This is a genomic window from Burkholderia sp. AW33-5 (assembly GCF_053427615.1).
Genome location: NZ_JBSAXA010000029.1, coordinates 1 through 16,988 on the forward strand (window position 1 = coordinate 1; position 16,988 = coordinate 16,988).

Annotated in this window: 9 protein-coding genes and 1 pseudogene; 3 read left to right on the forward strand and 7 right to left on the reverse strand. The window is 66.3% G+C overall.

From position 1 onward, the window contains the following. The 7 genes from ACV22V_RS28925 to ACV22V_RS28955 all read right to left on the reverse strand — a co-directional run. Nucleotides 1-4,254 (reverse strand): ESPR-type extended signal peptide-containing protein (locus ACV22V_RS28925; protein ID WP_448016256.1); only part of this gene is annotated, 4,254 nt, incomplete at its 3' end. A gap of 1,068 nt (nucleotides 4,255-5,322) precedes the next feature. Then, on the reverse strand, nucleotides 5,323-6,225 hold the full coding sequence (locus ACV22V_RS28930; RefSeq protein WP_448016220.1) for a ferritin-like domain-containing protein: 903 nt from the start codon (nucleotides 6,223-6,225) through the stop codon (nucleotides 5,323-5,325). A gap of 92 nt (nucleotides 6,226-6,317) precedes the next feature. Continuing rightward, the gene (locus ACV22V_RS28935; RefSeq protein WP_059534037.1) at nucleotides 6,318-6,536 is read right to left on the reverse strand and encodes a hypothetical protein; all 219 of its coding nucleotides are present in this window, start codon (nucleotides 6,534-6,536) and stop codon (nucleotides 6,318-6,320) included. Between the two features lie 223 nt (nucleotides 6,537-6,759). Next, the gene (locus tag ACV22V_RS28940; protein ID WP_059466925.1) at nucleotides 6,760-7,410 is read right to left on the reverse strand and encodes an NADPH-dependent FMN reductase; all 651 of its coding nucleotides are present in this window, start codon (nucleotides 7,408-7,410) and stop codon (nucleotides 6,760-6,762) included. Nucleotides 7,411-7,720: 310 nt separating this feature from the next. Next, nucleotides 7,721-8,026, reverse strand: coding sequence for an NIPSNAP family protein (locus ACV22V_RS28945; RefSeq protein ID WP_059598866.1), 306 nt, complete (start codon nucleotides 8,024-8,026; stop codon nucleotides 7,721-7,723). Between the two features lie 332 nt (nucleotides 8,027-8,358). Beyond that, on the reverse strand, nucleotides 8,359-9,711 hold the full coding sequence (locus tag ACV22V_RS28950) for a DUF3999 domain-containing protein (RefSeq protein WP_448016221.1): 1,353 nt from the start codon (nucleotides 9,709-9,711) through the stop codon (nucleotides 8,359-8,361). Continuing rightward, a complete protein-coding gene (locus ACV22V_RS28955; protein WP_448016223.1) occupies nucleotides 9,708-13,112 on the reverse strand; it encodes a DUF2339 domain-containing protein in 3,405 nt (1,134 codons plus the stop codon). Before ACV22V_RS28955 ends, ACV22V_RS28950 begins: the two co-directional genes overlap by 4 nt. A gap of 358 nt (nucleotides 13,113-13,470) precedes the next feature. On the opposite strand from ACV22V_RS28955, the pseudogene ACV22V_RS28960 reads away from it, so the two are divergent. The 3 genes and pseudogenes from ACV22V_RS28960 to ACV22V_RS28970 form a co-directional block, all read left to right on the forward strand. Continuing rightward, a pseudogene (locus ACV22V_RS28960) lies at nucleotides 13,471-14,880 on the forward strand (quaternary amine ABC transporter ATP-binding protein); the annotation flags it as partial. Then, complete coding sequence (gene choW / locus ACV22V_RS28965) at nucleotides 14,873-15,769, forward strand: choline ABC transporter permease subunit (protein ID WP_059452134.1); 897 nt, start codon at nucleotides 14,873-14,875, stop codon at nucleotides 15,767-15,769. The pseudogene ACV22V_RS28960 and the gene choW, both read left to right, overlap by 8 nt. Before the next feature lie 114 nt (nucleotides 15,770-15,883). Then, nucleotides 15,884-16,885: a GlxA family transcriptional regulator gene (locus tag ACV22V_RS28970; protein WP_059534051.1), complete on the forward strand. Its 1,002-nt coding sequence runs from the start codon at nucleotides 15,884-15,886 to the stop codon at nucleotides 16,883-16,885. Nucleotides 16,886-16,988 lie beyond the last annotated feature (103 nt).

Genomic DNA, 16,988 nt, shown 5'->3' on the forward strand with positions numbered 1-16,988 from the left:
CGTCGACGTGGAGGTCGACAACGAAGCCACCGAGCTGTCGGTCGAGCTGAGGCCCGTGGACAGCGAGTTAATGCCGGTCGAGGTCGAGGTCGAGAGCGACGAAATCGAGCTGGTTGCCGAGGACAGGCCGGTCGACGTGGAGGTCGAGAGCGAAGCGACCGAACTGTTGGTCGAGCTCAAGCCCGTGGACAACGAGTTGATGCCCGTCGAAGTCGACGTCGAGAGCGAGCTGATCGAGCTATTGGCCGACGACAGACCCGTCGACGTGGAGGTCGACAGCGAAGCGACCGAGCTGTCGGTCGAGCTGAGGCCCGTGGACAACGAGTTGATGCCCGTCGAGGTCGACGTGGACAGCGAGCTGATCGAGCTGGTTGCCGACGAGAGGCCGGTCGACGTGGAAGTCGAGAGCGACGCCACCGAGCTGTTAGTCGAGCTGAGGCCCGTGGACAGCGAGTTGATGCCGGTCGAAGTCGAGGTAGACAGGGAGCTGATCGAGCTGTTCGCCGATGAGAGGCCGGTCGACGTGGAAGTCGACAGCGACGCCACCGAGCTGTTGGTCGAGCTGAGGCCCGTGGACAGCGAGTTGATGCCCGTCGAGGTCGAAGTGGACAGCGAGCTGATCGAGCTGGTTGCCGATGAGAGGCCGGTCGACGTGGAGGTCGACAGCGAAGCCACCGAGCTATTGGTCGAGCTCAAGCCCGTGGACAACGAGTTGATACCGGTCGAGGTCGACGTGGACAGCGAAGCGATCGAGCTGTTCGCCGACGACAGACCCGTCGAGGTCGAAGTCGAGAGCGACGAAATCGAGCTATTCGCCGACGAGAGGCCGGTCGACGTGGAGGTCGACAGCGAAGCGACCGAGCTGTTGGTCGAGCTGAGGCCGGTCGACAGCGAGTTGATACCGGTCGAAGTCGAGGTCGAGAGCGAGCTGATCGAGCTATTCGCCGACGAGAGGCCGGTCGACGTGGAGGTCGACAGCGAAGCCACCGAGCTATTGGTCGAGCTCAGGCCCGTCGACAGCGAGTTGATACCGGTCGAGGTCGACGTGGACAGCGACGCAATCGAGCTATTGGCCGACGACAGACCCGTCGACGTGGAAGTCGAGAGCGACGAAATCGAGCTATTCGCCGACGAGAGGCCGGTCGACGTGGAAGTCGAAAGCGAAGCGACCGAGCTGTTGGTCGAGCTGAGGCCGGTCGACAGCGAGTTGATGCCCGTCGAAGTCGATGTGGACAGCGAGCTGATCGAGCTGGTTGCCGACGAGAGACCCGTCGACGTGGAAGTCGAGAGCGAAGCCACCGAGCTGTTGGTCGAGCTAAGCCCCGTCGACAACGAAGTGATGCCGGTCGACAACGACGAGATCGCGCTGCTGGACGACGACACCGTCGTCGACAGCGAATCCACGACGGAATTGGTCGCGAAGAGCTGGGAGCCGTTGATCGCGTCGGTGCTGGTCGGCGTGATCTGACCTGCCGCGACATTGGTGATTTGACGCGTGGTGCCCGTGCTCGCATTGCCGACGCTCACCACGCTGCTCGGATTGCCGCCCGCGAACGTGGTGGTCACGCCGCCGACGGTACCCGTCGGCGTCGCGTTGGGCGCTGCGGTGACGGAGCCGCTGCCGAGTGCGACGTCGCCGGCGTTGTTGGCGATGGCATTCGGGCCGATTGCGACCGAGTCGGTGCCGAGCGCCTGGCTGTCGGCTGCCGTCGACTTCGCGTGGAAGTACTTGATGCCCTGGCTGTTGATGCTGTCGATCGCCGAGCCGACGCTGCTGGCGGTCGACGTCGTGCCGTTCGCGTTGTACGTCGTGTACGACGGAGCGGAAACCGTGCCGGTTGCCGGGTTGTAGCTCGCGCCGCCGCCGAGGGCTGCGGCGGTGCTGTTGCCGAGATTGTCGGTCTTGGTCGTGACCGTGCTGAGGCCGGTGGACAGCGAGCTGATACCCGTCGACGTGGAGGTCGACAGCGAAGCGACCGAGCTGTTGGTCGAGCTCAGACCCGTCGACAACGAGTTGATACCCGTCGAGGTCGAGGTGGACAGCGAGTTGATCGAGCTGTTCGCCGACGAGAGGCCGGTCGACGTAGAGGTCGAGAGCGAGTTGATGCCCGTCGAGGTCGACGTGGACAGCGACGAAATTGCGCTATTAGCCGACGACAGACCGGTCGACGTGGACGACGACAGCGAGGTCACCGAGCTGTTGGTCGAGCTGAGGCCCGTGGACAGCGAGTTGATACCCGTCGAGGTCGACGTGGACAACGACGAAATCGAGCTATTCGCCGACGACAGACCGGTCGACGTGGAAGTCGACAGCGACGCGACCGAGCTGTTGGTTGCGCTGAGACCCGTAGACAACGAGTTGATGCCGGTCGAGGTCGACGTGGACAGCGACGAGATCGAGCTGTTCGCCGACGACAGACCGGTCGACGTGGACGACGACAGCGAAGCCACCGAGCTGTTGGTCGAGCTGAGGCCGGTCGACAGCGAGTTGATGCCCGTCGAGGTCGAGGTGGACAGCGAGCTGATGCCGGTCGAGGTCGACGTCGAGAGCGACGAAATCGAGCTGTTCGCCGACGACAGACCCGTCGACGTGGAAGTCGAGAGCGAGGCGACCGAGCTGTTGGTCGAGCTGAGCCCCGTCGACAGCGAGTTGATGCCCGTCGAAGTCGAGGTCGAGAGCGAGCTGATCGAGCTGTTCGCCGACGACAGACCGGTCGACGTGGAAGTCGAGAGCGAGGCGACCGAGCTATTGGTCGAGCTGAGGCCGGTGGACAGCGAATTGATGCCGGTCGAGGTCGAGGTGGACAGCGAGCTGATCGAGCTATTCGCCGACGAGAGGCCGGTTGACGTGGACGACGACAGCGAAGTCACCGAGCTGTTGGTCGAGCTGAGGCCGGTCGACAGCGAATTGATGCCGGTCGAAGTCGAGGTGGACAGCGACGAGATCGAGCTGTTCGCCGACGAAAGACCCGTCGACGTGGAGGTCGACAGCGACGTAACCGAGCTGTTGGTCGAGCTGAGGCCCGTGGACAGCGAGTTGATGCCGGTCGAGGTCGAGGTCGAGAGCGACGAGATCGAGCTATTCGCCGACGACAGACCCGTCGACGTCGAAGTCGACAGCGAAGCCACCGAACTATTGGTCGAGCTCAGCCCGGTCGACAGCGAGCTGATCCCCGTCGAAGTCGACGTGGACAGGCTGGCAATGCTCGACGTCGTCGTACTGGCGACCGCATAAAGCTGGCTGCCGTTGATCGCGTCCGTGCTGGCCGCGCTGACCAGGCCGGCGGCGACGTTCTGAATGCGCCGCTCCGCCCCGGCCGCGCCGACGCTGACCACACCGGCGGCGGAACTCGCGCCGGCGTAGGTGCCGAACGTCTGGCTGCCGATCGTCGTGCTGCTGACGGAACCCGTGCCGCCGGTCGCCGTGTTCGCGGTGCCGTTCGTGACGGCATTGGAACCGAGTGCGACCGAACCCGCCACGCTGGCGTTGGCGTTGGTGCCGAAAGCCTGGGCGTTGGTGGCGCTGGAGACGGCGCCATCACCGATCGCGGTACCGAAGGCGCCATTGACTGTCGAGCCACGACCGACGGCGATACCCGACGTGGCGGTCGATCCGACGGACGATTGTCCGCCGATCGCGATGCCGTCCGATGCGGCCGATTGCGCACCCTTGGTTGCGTTGCTGCCGATCGCGATCGAACCCGCACCGGATGCGATGGTCGAGTTTGCCTGCGACAGCGGCGTCGTGCCGTTGCCGCCCGCGCCGCCGATTGCGACCGAGTTCAGCGCGTTTGCGGTCGAGCCGAAGCCGAGCGCGGTGGAGCCGGTGCCGCTGGCGGTCGTTTCGAGACCTGTCGCCACACCCCACAGGGCTGCGGAGGATTGCATGCCGGTCGCGACGGCGCCGTTGCCAGTCGCTTGCGCAAACGAGCCGTATACCGTGACGCCGGTGAAAAGGTTGCCGTTGGAGTTACAGCCTGCGACGACCGAATAGGTGCCCGAACCGTCCCCTGCCTGATTCGACGTGCCGCCCGGGTTCACGCGGCCGACCGCGCCGTTGCTTCCCGTGAAACAGGTCTGCTGCGTGTTGAGCGTGTTGGCCTCCGCGAGCGCGGGGAGGCCCAGTGCGAGCACGGCGGCGGCCGCGACCACGATGGCGGACTTGTTCGGCTTGCCCCGTGCCGAATCATGTTCGGATGCAGCGACCCAGGCGCCGAGGGCTTCGTTCCAGATCGAGCGGTATGTGCGGTTCATGTCCTACTACCTCCAAATAAGCACGCCACACACCGGTCTATTTCGTTAGATGAATCTGCCGTGCGTTCGCGCGAATCTCAAAATTGATGGGCGGAGTTTATTTGAGGCGCTATTTTGAGATTTACAAACAGTGATAAATGGAGCATTCGAAAAGTTAAAAGATGGTTAATGCATCGCGTTTTGATGCATTAGACTGTAAGAGATTTGAAAATACGCGAAATGTCGAGTGAAGGTTGCTGTCGGGTGCGAGGGGTGCTAAGAAAATATATAAAAATCAATGGAATACGTGTTTATTGTGTGCCGTGCCGCACATTGGATGTCACGAAAAGTAAGACAAATGAAAAAGCAAACGTTTGCGTCAAACGTTAGTTTTTCTATGCTGTAATGTTTGATGGACGCTGGCTCGGATCGACCGAACAACATTGTTAATTTGTTAATTTTAGATTTAAAGCAGATTTTCAATTGCATTTGCCGGGTTTTCTTAAAAATCAAAAAGCATGAAGAAAGGGTTGTTCGGCTATGCTGGTTTGCGCATTTCGCCGGCCGTGCTGGCCCGTGGGGCGGGCCTTCCCCGGTGGCCAGCGTCACAAAGTTGTAAAAAAGTGCTACAGGCGCATTGACCCGACTATTGGGATTCCTGTTTGGAATCTGCTCTATTGACGAATTTCATGTGATGGGTTCGGAGGCGAATTGGACGACGAGCCGGATCGTCCACGACGACGGTCGGAGACGCCCAAGTTGCGGACGCCGGGAGCAGCGAGCAGGAAACGTCAGATTTGAGCCACGGTCACTCGACTCTGCTGGCCAGGATGGGCATTCCGCGGGAGGAAAAACGACGACGCAAGCGCGTCGGACGAGCGCTTTCGCGTGGATGGGTGCGCGTTGGCCGGCGTGACGCCGCGCGCGAACCGAGAGACGCGAGCTGGAGGGTTGCTCGTTTTCGTCCGAAAGGGGGTGTCGCCGTGCGGATCACGGTCGTGGCCGTACGGCGAGGTTGTGCCGCCCGGGTCCGGGCGACGCAGTACATCGTCCCGGACGAGGCGCCGCCTGAAACCTGCGGCCGCGGCCTTATTTCTTCAGGAATCGCAGCGCGAGGCGCGCCATGCGCGGCACGAACATCGGGCGCAACAGCCGTTTGTCGTACCCGGCCATCCGGCGGTCGTTCTCGCTGAGGCACATTTCGATCAGTTCGCGCGGGTTGAGCGCATCGCCGATGTCGGCGGTGCTCGTCGCCGGAAAGTTCGCGTCGTGCGCGACGCCGTCCGCGTCGATCCCGCGCGCGATACCGATGCGTTCCCGGATCAGGAACGCCCACACGGCCGCGACCCGTGCGAAGAACCACGGCCGGCGCCACCACGGCAAACTCCGCCAGTACCACGCATACCAGTTCACGAAGAACAGGATGTGCCGGCCTTCCTCCTGGATCACGGGTTCGAAGGTGTCGACGAGTTCGGGCGGGAAATAGCCGGAGCGCTGCGCGGAGCGGAACAGGCCGAACGCGAAGAAGCTGTCGATGCACTCGCTGAAGCCGGTCACCATCCACGACCACTCGGGGTCGTTCGGCGCCGGATAGGGCGGCTCGGGGGCGAGCGCGATGCCGTATGCCTGCACCAGCTTCGACAGCACGACCTTGTGCCGGGCTTCCTCGGCGCCGTCCATCTCGAGCGCCCGGCGCAGCAGCGGATCGCCGACGGTCGCCGCGAAGGTGGCGACGCGGATCGACGCACGGCCTTCGGTCTGCACGGCGATGTCCCAGATCGGCAGCGACGTGAGCCGCTTGAGTTCGTCGGGCTTGAGCGGCGGCCAGTCGATGACGGCCGGTTTGTACGGGTTGTGCGTATCGAGCAGCATGCGGCAGAACATCTGCCTGTGCGCATCGGAACCGATCCTGACCGGACCCTGAAGCTCGAAGGTCCAGTTGCGCATGGCGTGATCTGCCGCTGCGTGGTCTTCCTGCAGCGTGTCGGACATGGCTGTTGTTATGCGATTACGAGTCGAAAGATTCTTGCATAGCTTTCGTAATCGCGTATTTTCGAGCCGGCCCGCGCTGCCGTGCGCTGCGCTCAGGCCTGCGTGTCGATCCAGAGGCGTCCCCAGCGGGACGCATACGCGAGCGCGTGCTCCTCTTCGAAGAAGAAGTCGATCGCGTCGAACGACACGGCGCGCGGCGACGGACCGCCGCTTGCCTTCTCGATCGTCAGGTTCGCGGCGAACAGCCCGTTCGGCAGCCGGGCGGCAGCGGGGGCGACTTCGTAGCCCTTGTAGCGGATCGTGCGGTTCATGGCGTGCGCATGGAAGGTTCGGGCTTTCAGCGTACGAAAACCCGCGGCGCGCGTGAACCAATCTTTCGGCCAATGCAAATCACGTGGCGGGCAGGATCGTTATCGGCGCGGGGAGACGGCATGAAGCAGGCGGCGACGGTGCGATGCGCACCGCACCGTCGGACACGCGTGCCCGCGCGCGGCGAACGTCGTCGGCCGGGCGCGGGCGGCGGGGAGGCTGGGGTTACTGGTTGGCGATCTTCAGCACGGGCGCGAGCGCGTCGACCGATGCGGCATGCGTGGCCGCGCGATGCGACGCGAACGCGAGCGCGAATTCGGCTGCCTGCGAGCCAACGGTCTCGAGCTGTGCGACGACCTTCGGATCCGAGCAACTGTCGGCGCTGTCGAAGCGCGTTTCGAGCGTGTTCACGGTGGCGCCGAACGGGGTCGGCCAGCCTCGCAGCGCGTGGACGATCGACCGCAGCGACGTCAGCACGGTGCCGGCGGCCTGCCAGCCGTAGGCCGTGACGATCAGGCCGACCGCGCGGCCGTCGAGGTACGGGCGCTCGTCGGCGCGCAGTTCCTCGAGCGTATCGAGCGCGTTCTTCACGAGGCCGGACACGCCGCCGTGATAGCCGGGCGTCGCGATGATGATCGCGTCGGCTTCGCGCACGGTGTCGATCAGTTCTCGCTGCGCGTCGGTCAGCGTCTTGTGTTCGGGGGCGTAGTGCGGCAGCGTATGCAGGAACGGGCCGTCGAACAGTCGCGTGCGTGCGCCGGCGGCCTGCGCGCCGCGCAGCGCGAACGACAGCGCGCGTTCGGTCGACGACGCGGCTCGGGTGGTCCCGCCGATGCCGACCACGAACGGGCGGCGGTGTTGATCGAATGCAGTCAAGGGGCGCTCCTTGGGGATGGCTTGCCCGGCTAAGCACAGGCTTAAAACCAGATGGTAACGACCCCGCCGCCACTCTGAAAACGACTTTTCGTTCTATCGATATGCCATGCACACGGGTCGAGCGTGCGCGCGGCGACGCAGATCGATAGCAGAAATGCTTGGTTGGGACGGCGTGCCGCGCTCGATAAGATGGGCCCGTCTCCTCCATGATGTCTCTACTGACATGGGTTGGCCCCGCCACGCGGATGCAGGCGGGGCTTTTTTTCGTCCGGCGCCGGAAAGCGGGGCGACGCGTGGGCGTTTTGCGGCGTTACGCGAACACCGGCCGGAAAAAGCTGCGCTCGTAGCTGACGATGCAGCGCGTTTCCTCCGCATACCGGAACGCGGCCTGGCAGGCGGGATCGGTTTTCGAGCGTTCGCGGTAGCGCTCGTATTCGGCGAGGCTCGGGAACGAGAACATCGCGAGCGCGATGTTGCTGGCGCCTTCGGAAGGCAGGAAGTAGCCGTGGTGCGTGCCGCCGAATTGCTCGACGAGCGGAATCCACATCTTGCCGTAGGTTTCGAACTGCTCGAGTTTGTACGGATCGATGACGTAGCGAAGGAAGCAGGTGACCATGGGCGCTCGCGGTGCTGTGGAGGATCAGCGAGTCTGGAGCGCGTCACGGGGCGTGTCAACGAGGAGCCGGCCGCGCTCGCGCCGGCTTCGTGCATCGCGGGCAAGGTTTCGCGCGTGCCGGCTTGCGTCGACGCCGATGCGTGCGTCACGAACTGCTTGCGGGCGCAACGATCGGTGAATCCGGTCACTTGGGCGAAGGCGTCGAACCCGTGGGCATGCACGCCGTCGCGCCATCGTTGCGCTTCGGTCTCGCGTGATGTTCACGACATGTTTCTTGCGACGCCTCGCGGCGCGCCGCTGCGGCCCGATTCGTCGTGCCGGCGTGGCCTGTCTCAATCGTCGTGTGTGTGCGTGTCGCTGCCGCCGCGCGCGAGGCGCCATGCAATCGTGCCGAGCACGCCGACCGCAACGACCAACGCCACCCACAGCACGTAACGGCGGATCGCATCCTTATCGGCGGCCGGCTCCGGCGGGGCCGCCGAAACCGGCAGTGCCGCGCCGACGCGCGCGGGCCGCACTTCCGGCGCCATCCCGACGAGCAGCGCATCGCGGCCCACGGCCGACGACGACAGCGACGCATTGCCGACGCCGAGCGTGAACGGCGGCGTGCCGCGCGCGACGAAGGTCAGGGCGGCCGGATGCCAGCCGACCGCGACGGCAGGCTGGCCACCGCCGAGACCGCCGTTGCGCATGTCGACGACGATTCGCCATGCGCGATCCGGATTCGACGCGAACGCCAACGGCGGGTTGCGCTGTTCGCCACCCTTGCCCTGCAGCCGGAACAGCACCGCGTCGGCAACGTCGCGCCACGGCGTCTGCGCGCCGGGGCGACTCTGTAGCGTTGCGCGCGCAACCGTATTCGGTTGTGGAAGGTCGATGCGCACGCGGTCGACCGGATAGGCGCCGTCGGTGTCGAACAGATACTCGCCGGGCGTGCTGCCGGCGCGCACGTGCACGGCTTCGCGCCATTGGCGCGGCACGGCCGCGCTGTCCGCCGTGCGTGCATCGTGCGGTTGCGTTTCGATCTCGATCGACCCGATCGTGGGTGCGCCGTCGAGCCAGTCGAGCCGCAGGTAGCGCGGCGCCGTGCCTTCGAGCGCGATGCGTTCCTGCATCAACATGTCGCCGCCGCGCCCCACCTTCAGCAGTTGCGTGCTGCCGAGCGAGCGCCAGCTGCGCAGATCGTCGCTCGCCGCGACCGCGACACGCCCCTGGAAGCTGTCGTCGCTCACGTGCACGAGCAGTGCGTCGACTTCGCCGTCCGCGTGCGACAGGTCGACGAGATCGGCCGCATGCTTCGCGCGCGCCGGCGCGGTGACGGCCGCGCGCAGCGAGCCGTCCGGCGCAACCGACACGCCGAGCGGCGCAGGCCCGTCGTCGGCGCGCGCCGGCGGCAACGGGAACCAGTGCACCGGCGTGCGCGACGGCGGCACGGCCGCCGCCGCCGGCGCATCGAGCGAGTAAGGCACGGGCTCGCCGGTGCCGTTGAAGATGCGCACGTCGCCAAGATCGTCGCGCCGGCTGGCCGCATAGACGGCCTGCGGCACGGTGAGCTGGTAATACGCGGCGCTGCCGTCGAGATCGAGCGAGAAGCGCTGGGCAACGCGTTCGGCGCCGGGCGAGCCGTCGGCCGCCGCGAACGACGTCAGCAGGCTCAGGCCGAGCAGGGCTGCGAGTCGTTTCATGATTGGCGTTCGTCCCGTTGGGCCGCGGCCTTCGGCGGCAGCGGCGAGAAATAGCCGATCAACAGCAGCAGGATGCCGATGCCGATGAACGACACGATGCGTTCGATGCCGGTGACGTGCGACAAGTCGAACAGGAACAGCTTGATCACCGTGAGCGCGAGCAGCGCGGCGCCGACGAACCACAGCGGACGCAACCCGCGGCGCGTGGCCCAGATCATCGTCGCGAGCGCGCAGAGCGTCCAGTACACGGAAACCGACGCCTGCACGAGCGTCGATTCCGCCATCGCGTCGAATGCGTACGGCACGCCGGTCCAGTGATGCAGCGTGCGCAGCAGGATCGCGTTCAGCCACAGGAAGGCCGTCGCGCCGGCCGCGCCGAGCAGCTCGACGCGGTAGTTGCCGAACGACCAGCCGAGCTTGCGCGCGCGCACGAACCACGACGCCGCAAGCGCATAGACCACCACGAGCACGAGGTCGAGCGGATTGAGCAGCGGGACGCGCGCCCAGCTGCCGCCGTCCTGCGTGAAGTTCGCGTAGAAGGTCCAGATCCACATCACGACGATCAGCGGCAAGGACGCGAGCGCGCACACGCGCGCGATGCCGTCGCGGCGCGTCAGCCACATGCCGGCGAACGCGAACAGGCTCCAGCCGACCATGAACACCTGCTGGATGCCGAACGACGACAGCACGGCGTCGATGTCGTAGGCAAGGTGGAAACGGTGATGCAGCGTGCGCAGCAGCAGCGCGTTGAACCACAGGAACACGGTCGCGAGCGCCGCCAGGTCGGCCGCGAGTGGATGCCAGCCGACACCGAGCGTCTTCAGGCGGCGCAGCCAGGTGGCGAACGCGACGAAGATCAGCAGTTGCGCGACGTCGAGCGGATTGAGCAGCGGCAGCCAGAACAGCGGCGACGCATCGCCGTCGCTCGTCACGCTGGCGATGCTCCACAGCCACAGCAGCGCGGCGAGCGGCGCGGCGCCCCACACCTGATACGCACGCGGGAACGCGGCGACGGGCCAGCGCAGGCGGGAGCCGGGGCCCGAAACCAGCAGAAGCAGCGCGCCGAAGCCGTAGGCCCACGCGCTCCAGCTCCACGCGCCTTCGGGCACGAACGCGCGCAGGCGCCAGAAGCCTTCGAGCGAGAACAGCCCGCACAACGTCCAGAACATCAGCGTGTGCAGCGGCGCGATCACCGGCGTGAGGGTGACCGCCACGGCCGACGTGCCCGACTTGCCCGTCGCGCCCGTGACCTGACCAGCGGCCGCCGTGCCGCGCGACTGACGCAGCAGCAGCGCATAGCAAGCGATGACGGCGATCGGCCACGTGAACGCGCCCATGCCCGACAGTGGGGCCTCATGCGCATCGAACGCGCGCAATGCGAGCAGCGCGAGCACGGGCGTCAGCGCGAGTGCGGGCCATTCGGCGATCGGCCAGGCGAGCTTGCGGCGCGCGACGTGTGCAAGCCATGCGGTGCCGGCTGCGAACAGCGCGGTCGCGTCGACGACGAAGCGGTCCGCATGCAGATCGACGTGGCGGCTCGCATAGACGAGGATCTCGTGCAAGCCGCTGCTCAGCCACCACAGCAGCCCCCAGGCCGCGGCCGCCGCGCCGACGTCCGGCATCCATGCGTGCCACGCGCGCGCTTCGTCGCGCCCGTGCAGCCACCAGCCCGTGAACAGCCCGGCGAGCGCGATTAGCAGCATTGCGATGTACGGGCTGTTGAGCACCGGCAGCGCGTTCGTGTCGGTCGGCCCGAGCAGGCTCGTGAAGAATGCGCCGGCCGCGGCGATCTGCATCAGCAGGCCGAAGCCGAACGGCGCAAGGCGTTTCTCGCGCACGCCGACCCACACGATCGCCGCGCCTTCGATCGCCCACGCGGCACTCGTCGTCGGGCCCGAAAATGCGAGCGGCACCGCGAGCGTCGCGAAGATCACCGCCAGCGCGAGCATCGCCTCGAACAGCAGCGCGAGACGATCGCGGCGCCGCGCGAGCCATGCGGCGACCGCGACGTAGAACGCCGACAGCGCGACCGCGCTCCACGCGAGCCCGAACGGCATGCCCTTCACGAGCGATGCCTGCAACGCCGTGGCGACGATCGGCGTGCCGAACACGAGCGTGCCGTCGACGTAGTGGCGCAGCGCCAGTTCGCGTTTCACCGCGTACAGCAGCGCGATGCCGACGTACATCAGGAAGAACAGGATCAGGAACGGCTCGGTGGTCGCGAACAGCGCGGGGCGGTATGCCGTCACGCCCCACGCGGAGCCGATCGTGAACGTGAACACGAAGCCGAGCAGGTTCAGCGGACGCCACGCCTTGAACCATGCGATCGCGAAGATGCCCGCATTCAGCAATGCGTAGTAGCTGAACAGCGCGACATGGCTGCCGTGGCCGGTCGACAGCAGCACCGGCGCGAGGAAGCCGCCCGCGCTGCCCATGAATGCAAGCGGCAGCGCGTTCTGCTTCACCGCGAGGAACGCGCTCAGCGCGCACACCGCGACCATCAGCGGGAACGCGGCGCCGACCGGCAGCAGCGCGTAGAGCTTGGTCGCGGCGAAGATCGTCAGGTACAGGATGCCGATGCCGCCGCCCTGCAGCACGAGGCCGTATGCCGCGCGGCGCGCACGCACGCGCCAGCCGATCGCGAGCAGCGCGGCCGCGGCGAGCGCCGTGCCGGCGAGGCGGAATTCGATCGGCAGCAGGTTGTTGTCGGCCGCGTACTTGAGCAGGAACGCGACGCCGAAGAACAGCACGATGATGCCGACGCGCACGACCGTATTGCCGCCGAGCAACCAGTCGCGTGCGGCGCGGAACGCGCGTTCGGCGATGCCGGGTTCGCGGGGTTTGGGCGGGGCGGGCGGGGTGGATGGTGAAGTCGTCGCGGGCGGATTCGTCGGCGCGCCGGCAGCGGCGGTCGCTTCGCTCGTCCGCGTGGCGACTGCCGGTGCGGGGGCCGGGATGGACGTCGACGGCGGCACACCGGCGCGCGCACCGGTCGGCTGCACGGACGGCCGCGGCGGCATCGAGGCGGGTGCAGGCGTGACCGAGGCGGGCGTCGCCGGTGGCATTTGCGCGGCGCTGGCCGTGGCGGCACCGGCCTTCGCGCCCGCGAGCTGACCACGCAATACGTCGAGCTCGCGCGTGAGCGCGTCGACCGTCGCTTCGAGGCGCGCGACGCGATCGGCGAGCGGCACGGGAGCGGGCTGCGGTGTTGCGGGATTGGCGTAAATCGCGAACGCGTCGGGTAGCGCGTCGCCGCTCTTGCGCTTGCGTTGCTGCAGCGCGTGACCGATGCAGAACCCCGCCGCCGCGCCGAGCAGCGTGCCGCTGGCGGCGGAGAAATCCCCGAACAATGCGGCGATACCGCCCACGATGAAACCGATTGCGGCAAAAGCCCAATTCATCGCCTTGCTCCCTCTCTCATTTCGTTATCGTCCTTCGATCGGTGCACGGCCCGATCGAGGCTGTTTCAGTATGGCCGGCAGGCGAACCGGCATGCGCACGCCGTCGGCGCGGCGCCACGCCCAAGGCGCGCGGCGACGTCGCGATCAGTGCGATTGCCGGCAATGTATCACAATGGCCATGGGGGATTTTCTGGGTTGCGGGCGGGCGGCGAAACGTGCCTGTCGCACGTTCGCGATGCGGGTTTTCGTACGATCATTCTTTTCGCACGAAGAGGACGGGCGACGCCGTCCGATCGGACGTGGAATTGTCGCAAAGCGACGCGCGGCTTCCGCGGGTTGGCGCAAAACGGCGTCGTTCGCGCGTCGCGCTGCTGCGCACAAGCCGCGCCCGGGATGCCCGCCGTTATTGGCTGAGCGCGTATTGCGCTGCCGCAATCGAGTGCCGCCCGGCGCTGTGCCCCGCGTGGCGGGGCTGCCGGGTGTGTCGTATTTGCGCAAGCGTTTGTCGTAATTCGTCGGCAGGTCGGGGTTTTTTCTGGCAACTATGTAGGCACGCTATGACACGCGTGAGTCCCCGCTACACGAGGAGAAGGTTTCGATGGATGCCCCCAAGGTCGTGGTCGAAGGTCTGTGCAAGGTATTTGGAAGCAACCCGCAGCAGGCGCTCGACATGCTCGCTGCCGGCGCGACGAAAGACGATGTGCTCAAGCGTACCGGTCAGGTCGTCGGTGTGCACAACGTATCGTTCGACGTGCAGGAAGGCGAAATATTCGTGCTGATGGGCCTGTCCGGCTCCGGCAAATCCACGCTGATCCGCCTCGTGAACCGGCTGGTCGATCCGAGCGCCGGCAAGGTGCTGATCGACGGGCTCGACGTCGCGTCGGCACGCCGCTCCGCGCTGACCGCGCTGCGCCGCAAGGACATGAGCATGGTGTTTCAGTCGTTCGCGCTGATGCCGCATCGCAGCGTGGTATCGAATGCCGCGTTCGGCCTCGAGGTCGCGGGCGTCGGCAAGAAGGAACGCGAACGCCGTGCGATGGAGGTGCTCGAGCAGGTCGGCCTCGCACCGTTCTCGCACAAGCTGCCGTCCGAGCTGTCGGGCGGCATGCAGCAGCGCGTCGGCCTGGCCCGCGCGCTGGCCGTGAACCCGTCGCTGATGATCATGGACGAGGCGTTCTCCGCACTCGATCCGCTCAAGCGCCGCGAAATGCAGGACGTGCTGCTGCAACTGCAGAAGGAACAGCGCCGCACGATCATGTTCGTGTCGCACGATCTGGAAGAGGCGCTGCGCATCGGCAACCGCATCGCGATCATGGAAGGCGGCCGCCTCGTGCAGGTCGGCACGCCGCAGGACATCATCGCGAATCCGGCCGACGACTACGTGCGCGCATTCTTCGACGGCATCGACACGAGCCGCTATCTGACGGCGGGCGACCTGATGCAGACGGGCGCCGTGCCGACCATGTCGAAGTGCGATGCCGCGAACGTCGCGGCGACGCTGAACGGCAGTGCCGAATACGCGTTCGTGCTCGACGCCGCCCGCAAGATCCGCGGCTTCGTCACGCGCGACGCGATCGGTCAGGACACGCCGTCCGTGCGGCCGATCGAAAGCATCCGGCGCGATGCGTCGCTCGAACATGTCGTCGCACGCGTCGTCGCGAGCCCGAATGCGCTGCCCGTCGTCGACGACGACGGCTGCTACTGCGGCTCGGTCGACCGCGCACTTATCCTGAAGGCCATCACGCGTTCGCGAGGCTCCCATGTCTGAAATGATTCCGCTCGGTAGCTGGGTCGACCAGTCCGTTCACTACCTGCTCGACCATGACGCGGCGACGTTCGATACGATCGGCCGCGCGATCGAGGGCCTCGCCGCATTCGTCGAGCACAGCCTGCAGGCGATCCCGATGTGGCTGATGATGGCGATCTTCATCGGTGTCGGTCTGTGGCGCGTGGGCTGGCGCTTCGCACTGTTCACCACCGCGTCGCTGCTGCTGATCTTCGCGACGGGCTTCTGGGACCAGACGGTCATCACGCTCGGCCTCACGCTGTCGTCGACGATCATCAGCCTCGTGCTCGGCATTCCGCTCGGCATCTGGGCGGCGAAGAGCAAGTGGGTCGCCGCGATCGTGCGTCCGATCCTCGACCTGATGCAGACGATGCCGGCGTTCGTGTACCTGATTCCGGCCGCGATGCTGTTCGGTCTCGGCCGCGTGCCGGGGATCCTGTCGACGGTGATCTTCGCGATGCCGCCGGCCGTGCGCCTGACGAGCCTCGGCATCCGTCACGTGAACCGCGAGATCGTCGAAGCCGGCCAGGCATTCGGTTGCACGCCGTGGCAGTTGCTGTACAAGGTCCAGTTCCCGAACGCGCTGCCGTCGATCATGCAGGGCGTGAACCAGACGATCATGATGGCGCTGTCGATGGTGATCATCGCGTCGATGGTCGGCGCGGGCGGCCTCGGCAACGACGTGCTCGCAAGTATCCAGCGCCTCGACATCGGCCTCGGCTTCGAAAGCGGTCTGTCGGTCGTGCTGCTGGCGATCATTCTCGACCGCATCACCGAGAGCTTCGGCCGCGCGCCGGGCACCGTGAAAGCACCGCTGTTCTCGGGCCTGAAACAACTGTTCCGCGCGAAGGCCACGCCCGCGCAAGCGTAAGTAACCGGCGGCCGGTTCGCCTTCCGGCCGCCTCCCCCGATTCGATACCGGCTTCCGTGGCGTGTGCCACGGGGCTGGCTGCGTGCAACCTGCTCAATTCGCCAGGAGCCCGATGTGACGTCCGCCGCCGCTGCCGCCGTGCCCGCCGCTTGCGTTTCACCGGTTTCGTCCCTTGCCCATTTCGGCTTCCTGACGCTGCCGAACTTCTCGATGATCGCGTTTTCGAGCGCGGTAGAAGTGCTTCGGATGGCGAACTACGTCGGGCGATCCGATCACTACAAGTGGTCGATCTATTCGCTCGACGGTGCGCCCGTGCATGCCAGCAACGGCATCGCGGTGCGTCCGACCCAGGCGCTCGACTACACGAACCTGCCGGACGTGATGATCGTGTGCGGCGGGATCCACATCCGCAACGTGGTCGACGACGGCGCGCGCGACACGCTCGCGGCGCTCGCCGAACGCGGGCTGCCGCTGGGCGGCATCTGCACCGGTGCGTATGCGCTGATGTCGGGCGGTCTGCTCGACGGCTATCGCTGCACCGTGCACTGGGAGAACCTGTCCGCGCTGCATGCGGAGTTTCCGCAGGTCGGATTCGCAGACGAGCTGTTCGTCGTCGATCGCGACCGGCTCACCTGCACCGGCGGCACCGCGCCGCTCGACCTGATGCTGAACCTCGTCGGCATGCGTTTCGGCCAGCAGCTCGCCGCGCAGGTGTCCGAGCAGTTCATCCTGGAGCGCATCCGCAGTTCGACCGACACGCAGCCGATTCCCGTCGATGCGCGCGTCGGTTTCTCGCGCGCGGAGCTGATCGAGGTCGTGCGGCTGATGGAGGCGAACATCGAGGAGCCGCTGTCGCTCGAGGAACTCGCGCGGCTCGTGCGACTTTCGCAGCGGCACCTGCAGCGGATGTTCAAGGTTTATCTGAACGTGTCGCCCACCCACTATTACCTGACGCTGCGTCTGAAACGCGCGCGCGACCTGCTGCGCACGACCGACGCATCGATTGCGCGCGTGACGACGACGTGCGGATTCCATTCGCCGTGCCATTTCAGCAAGGCGTATCGCGCGCAGTTCGGTCACGCGCCGAGCTACGAGCGACGGTTGCCGGGGCGCTGACACGACCCGCGCGAGACATTCGGTCCGCGACGCCGCCGGGATCTCGGCGCGCGGTTTCAACACTCGATCCCGCCCCATGAAAAACGACGTCACTTTGAGGAGA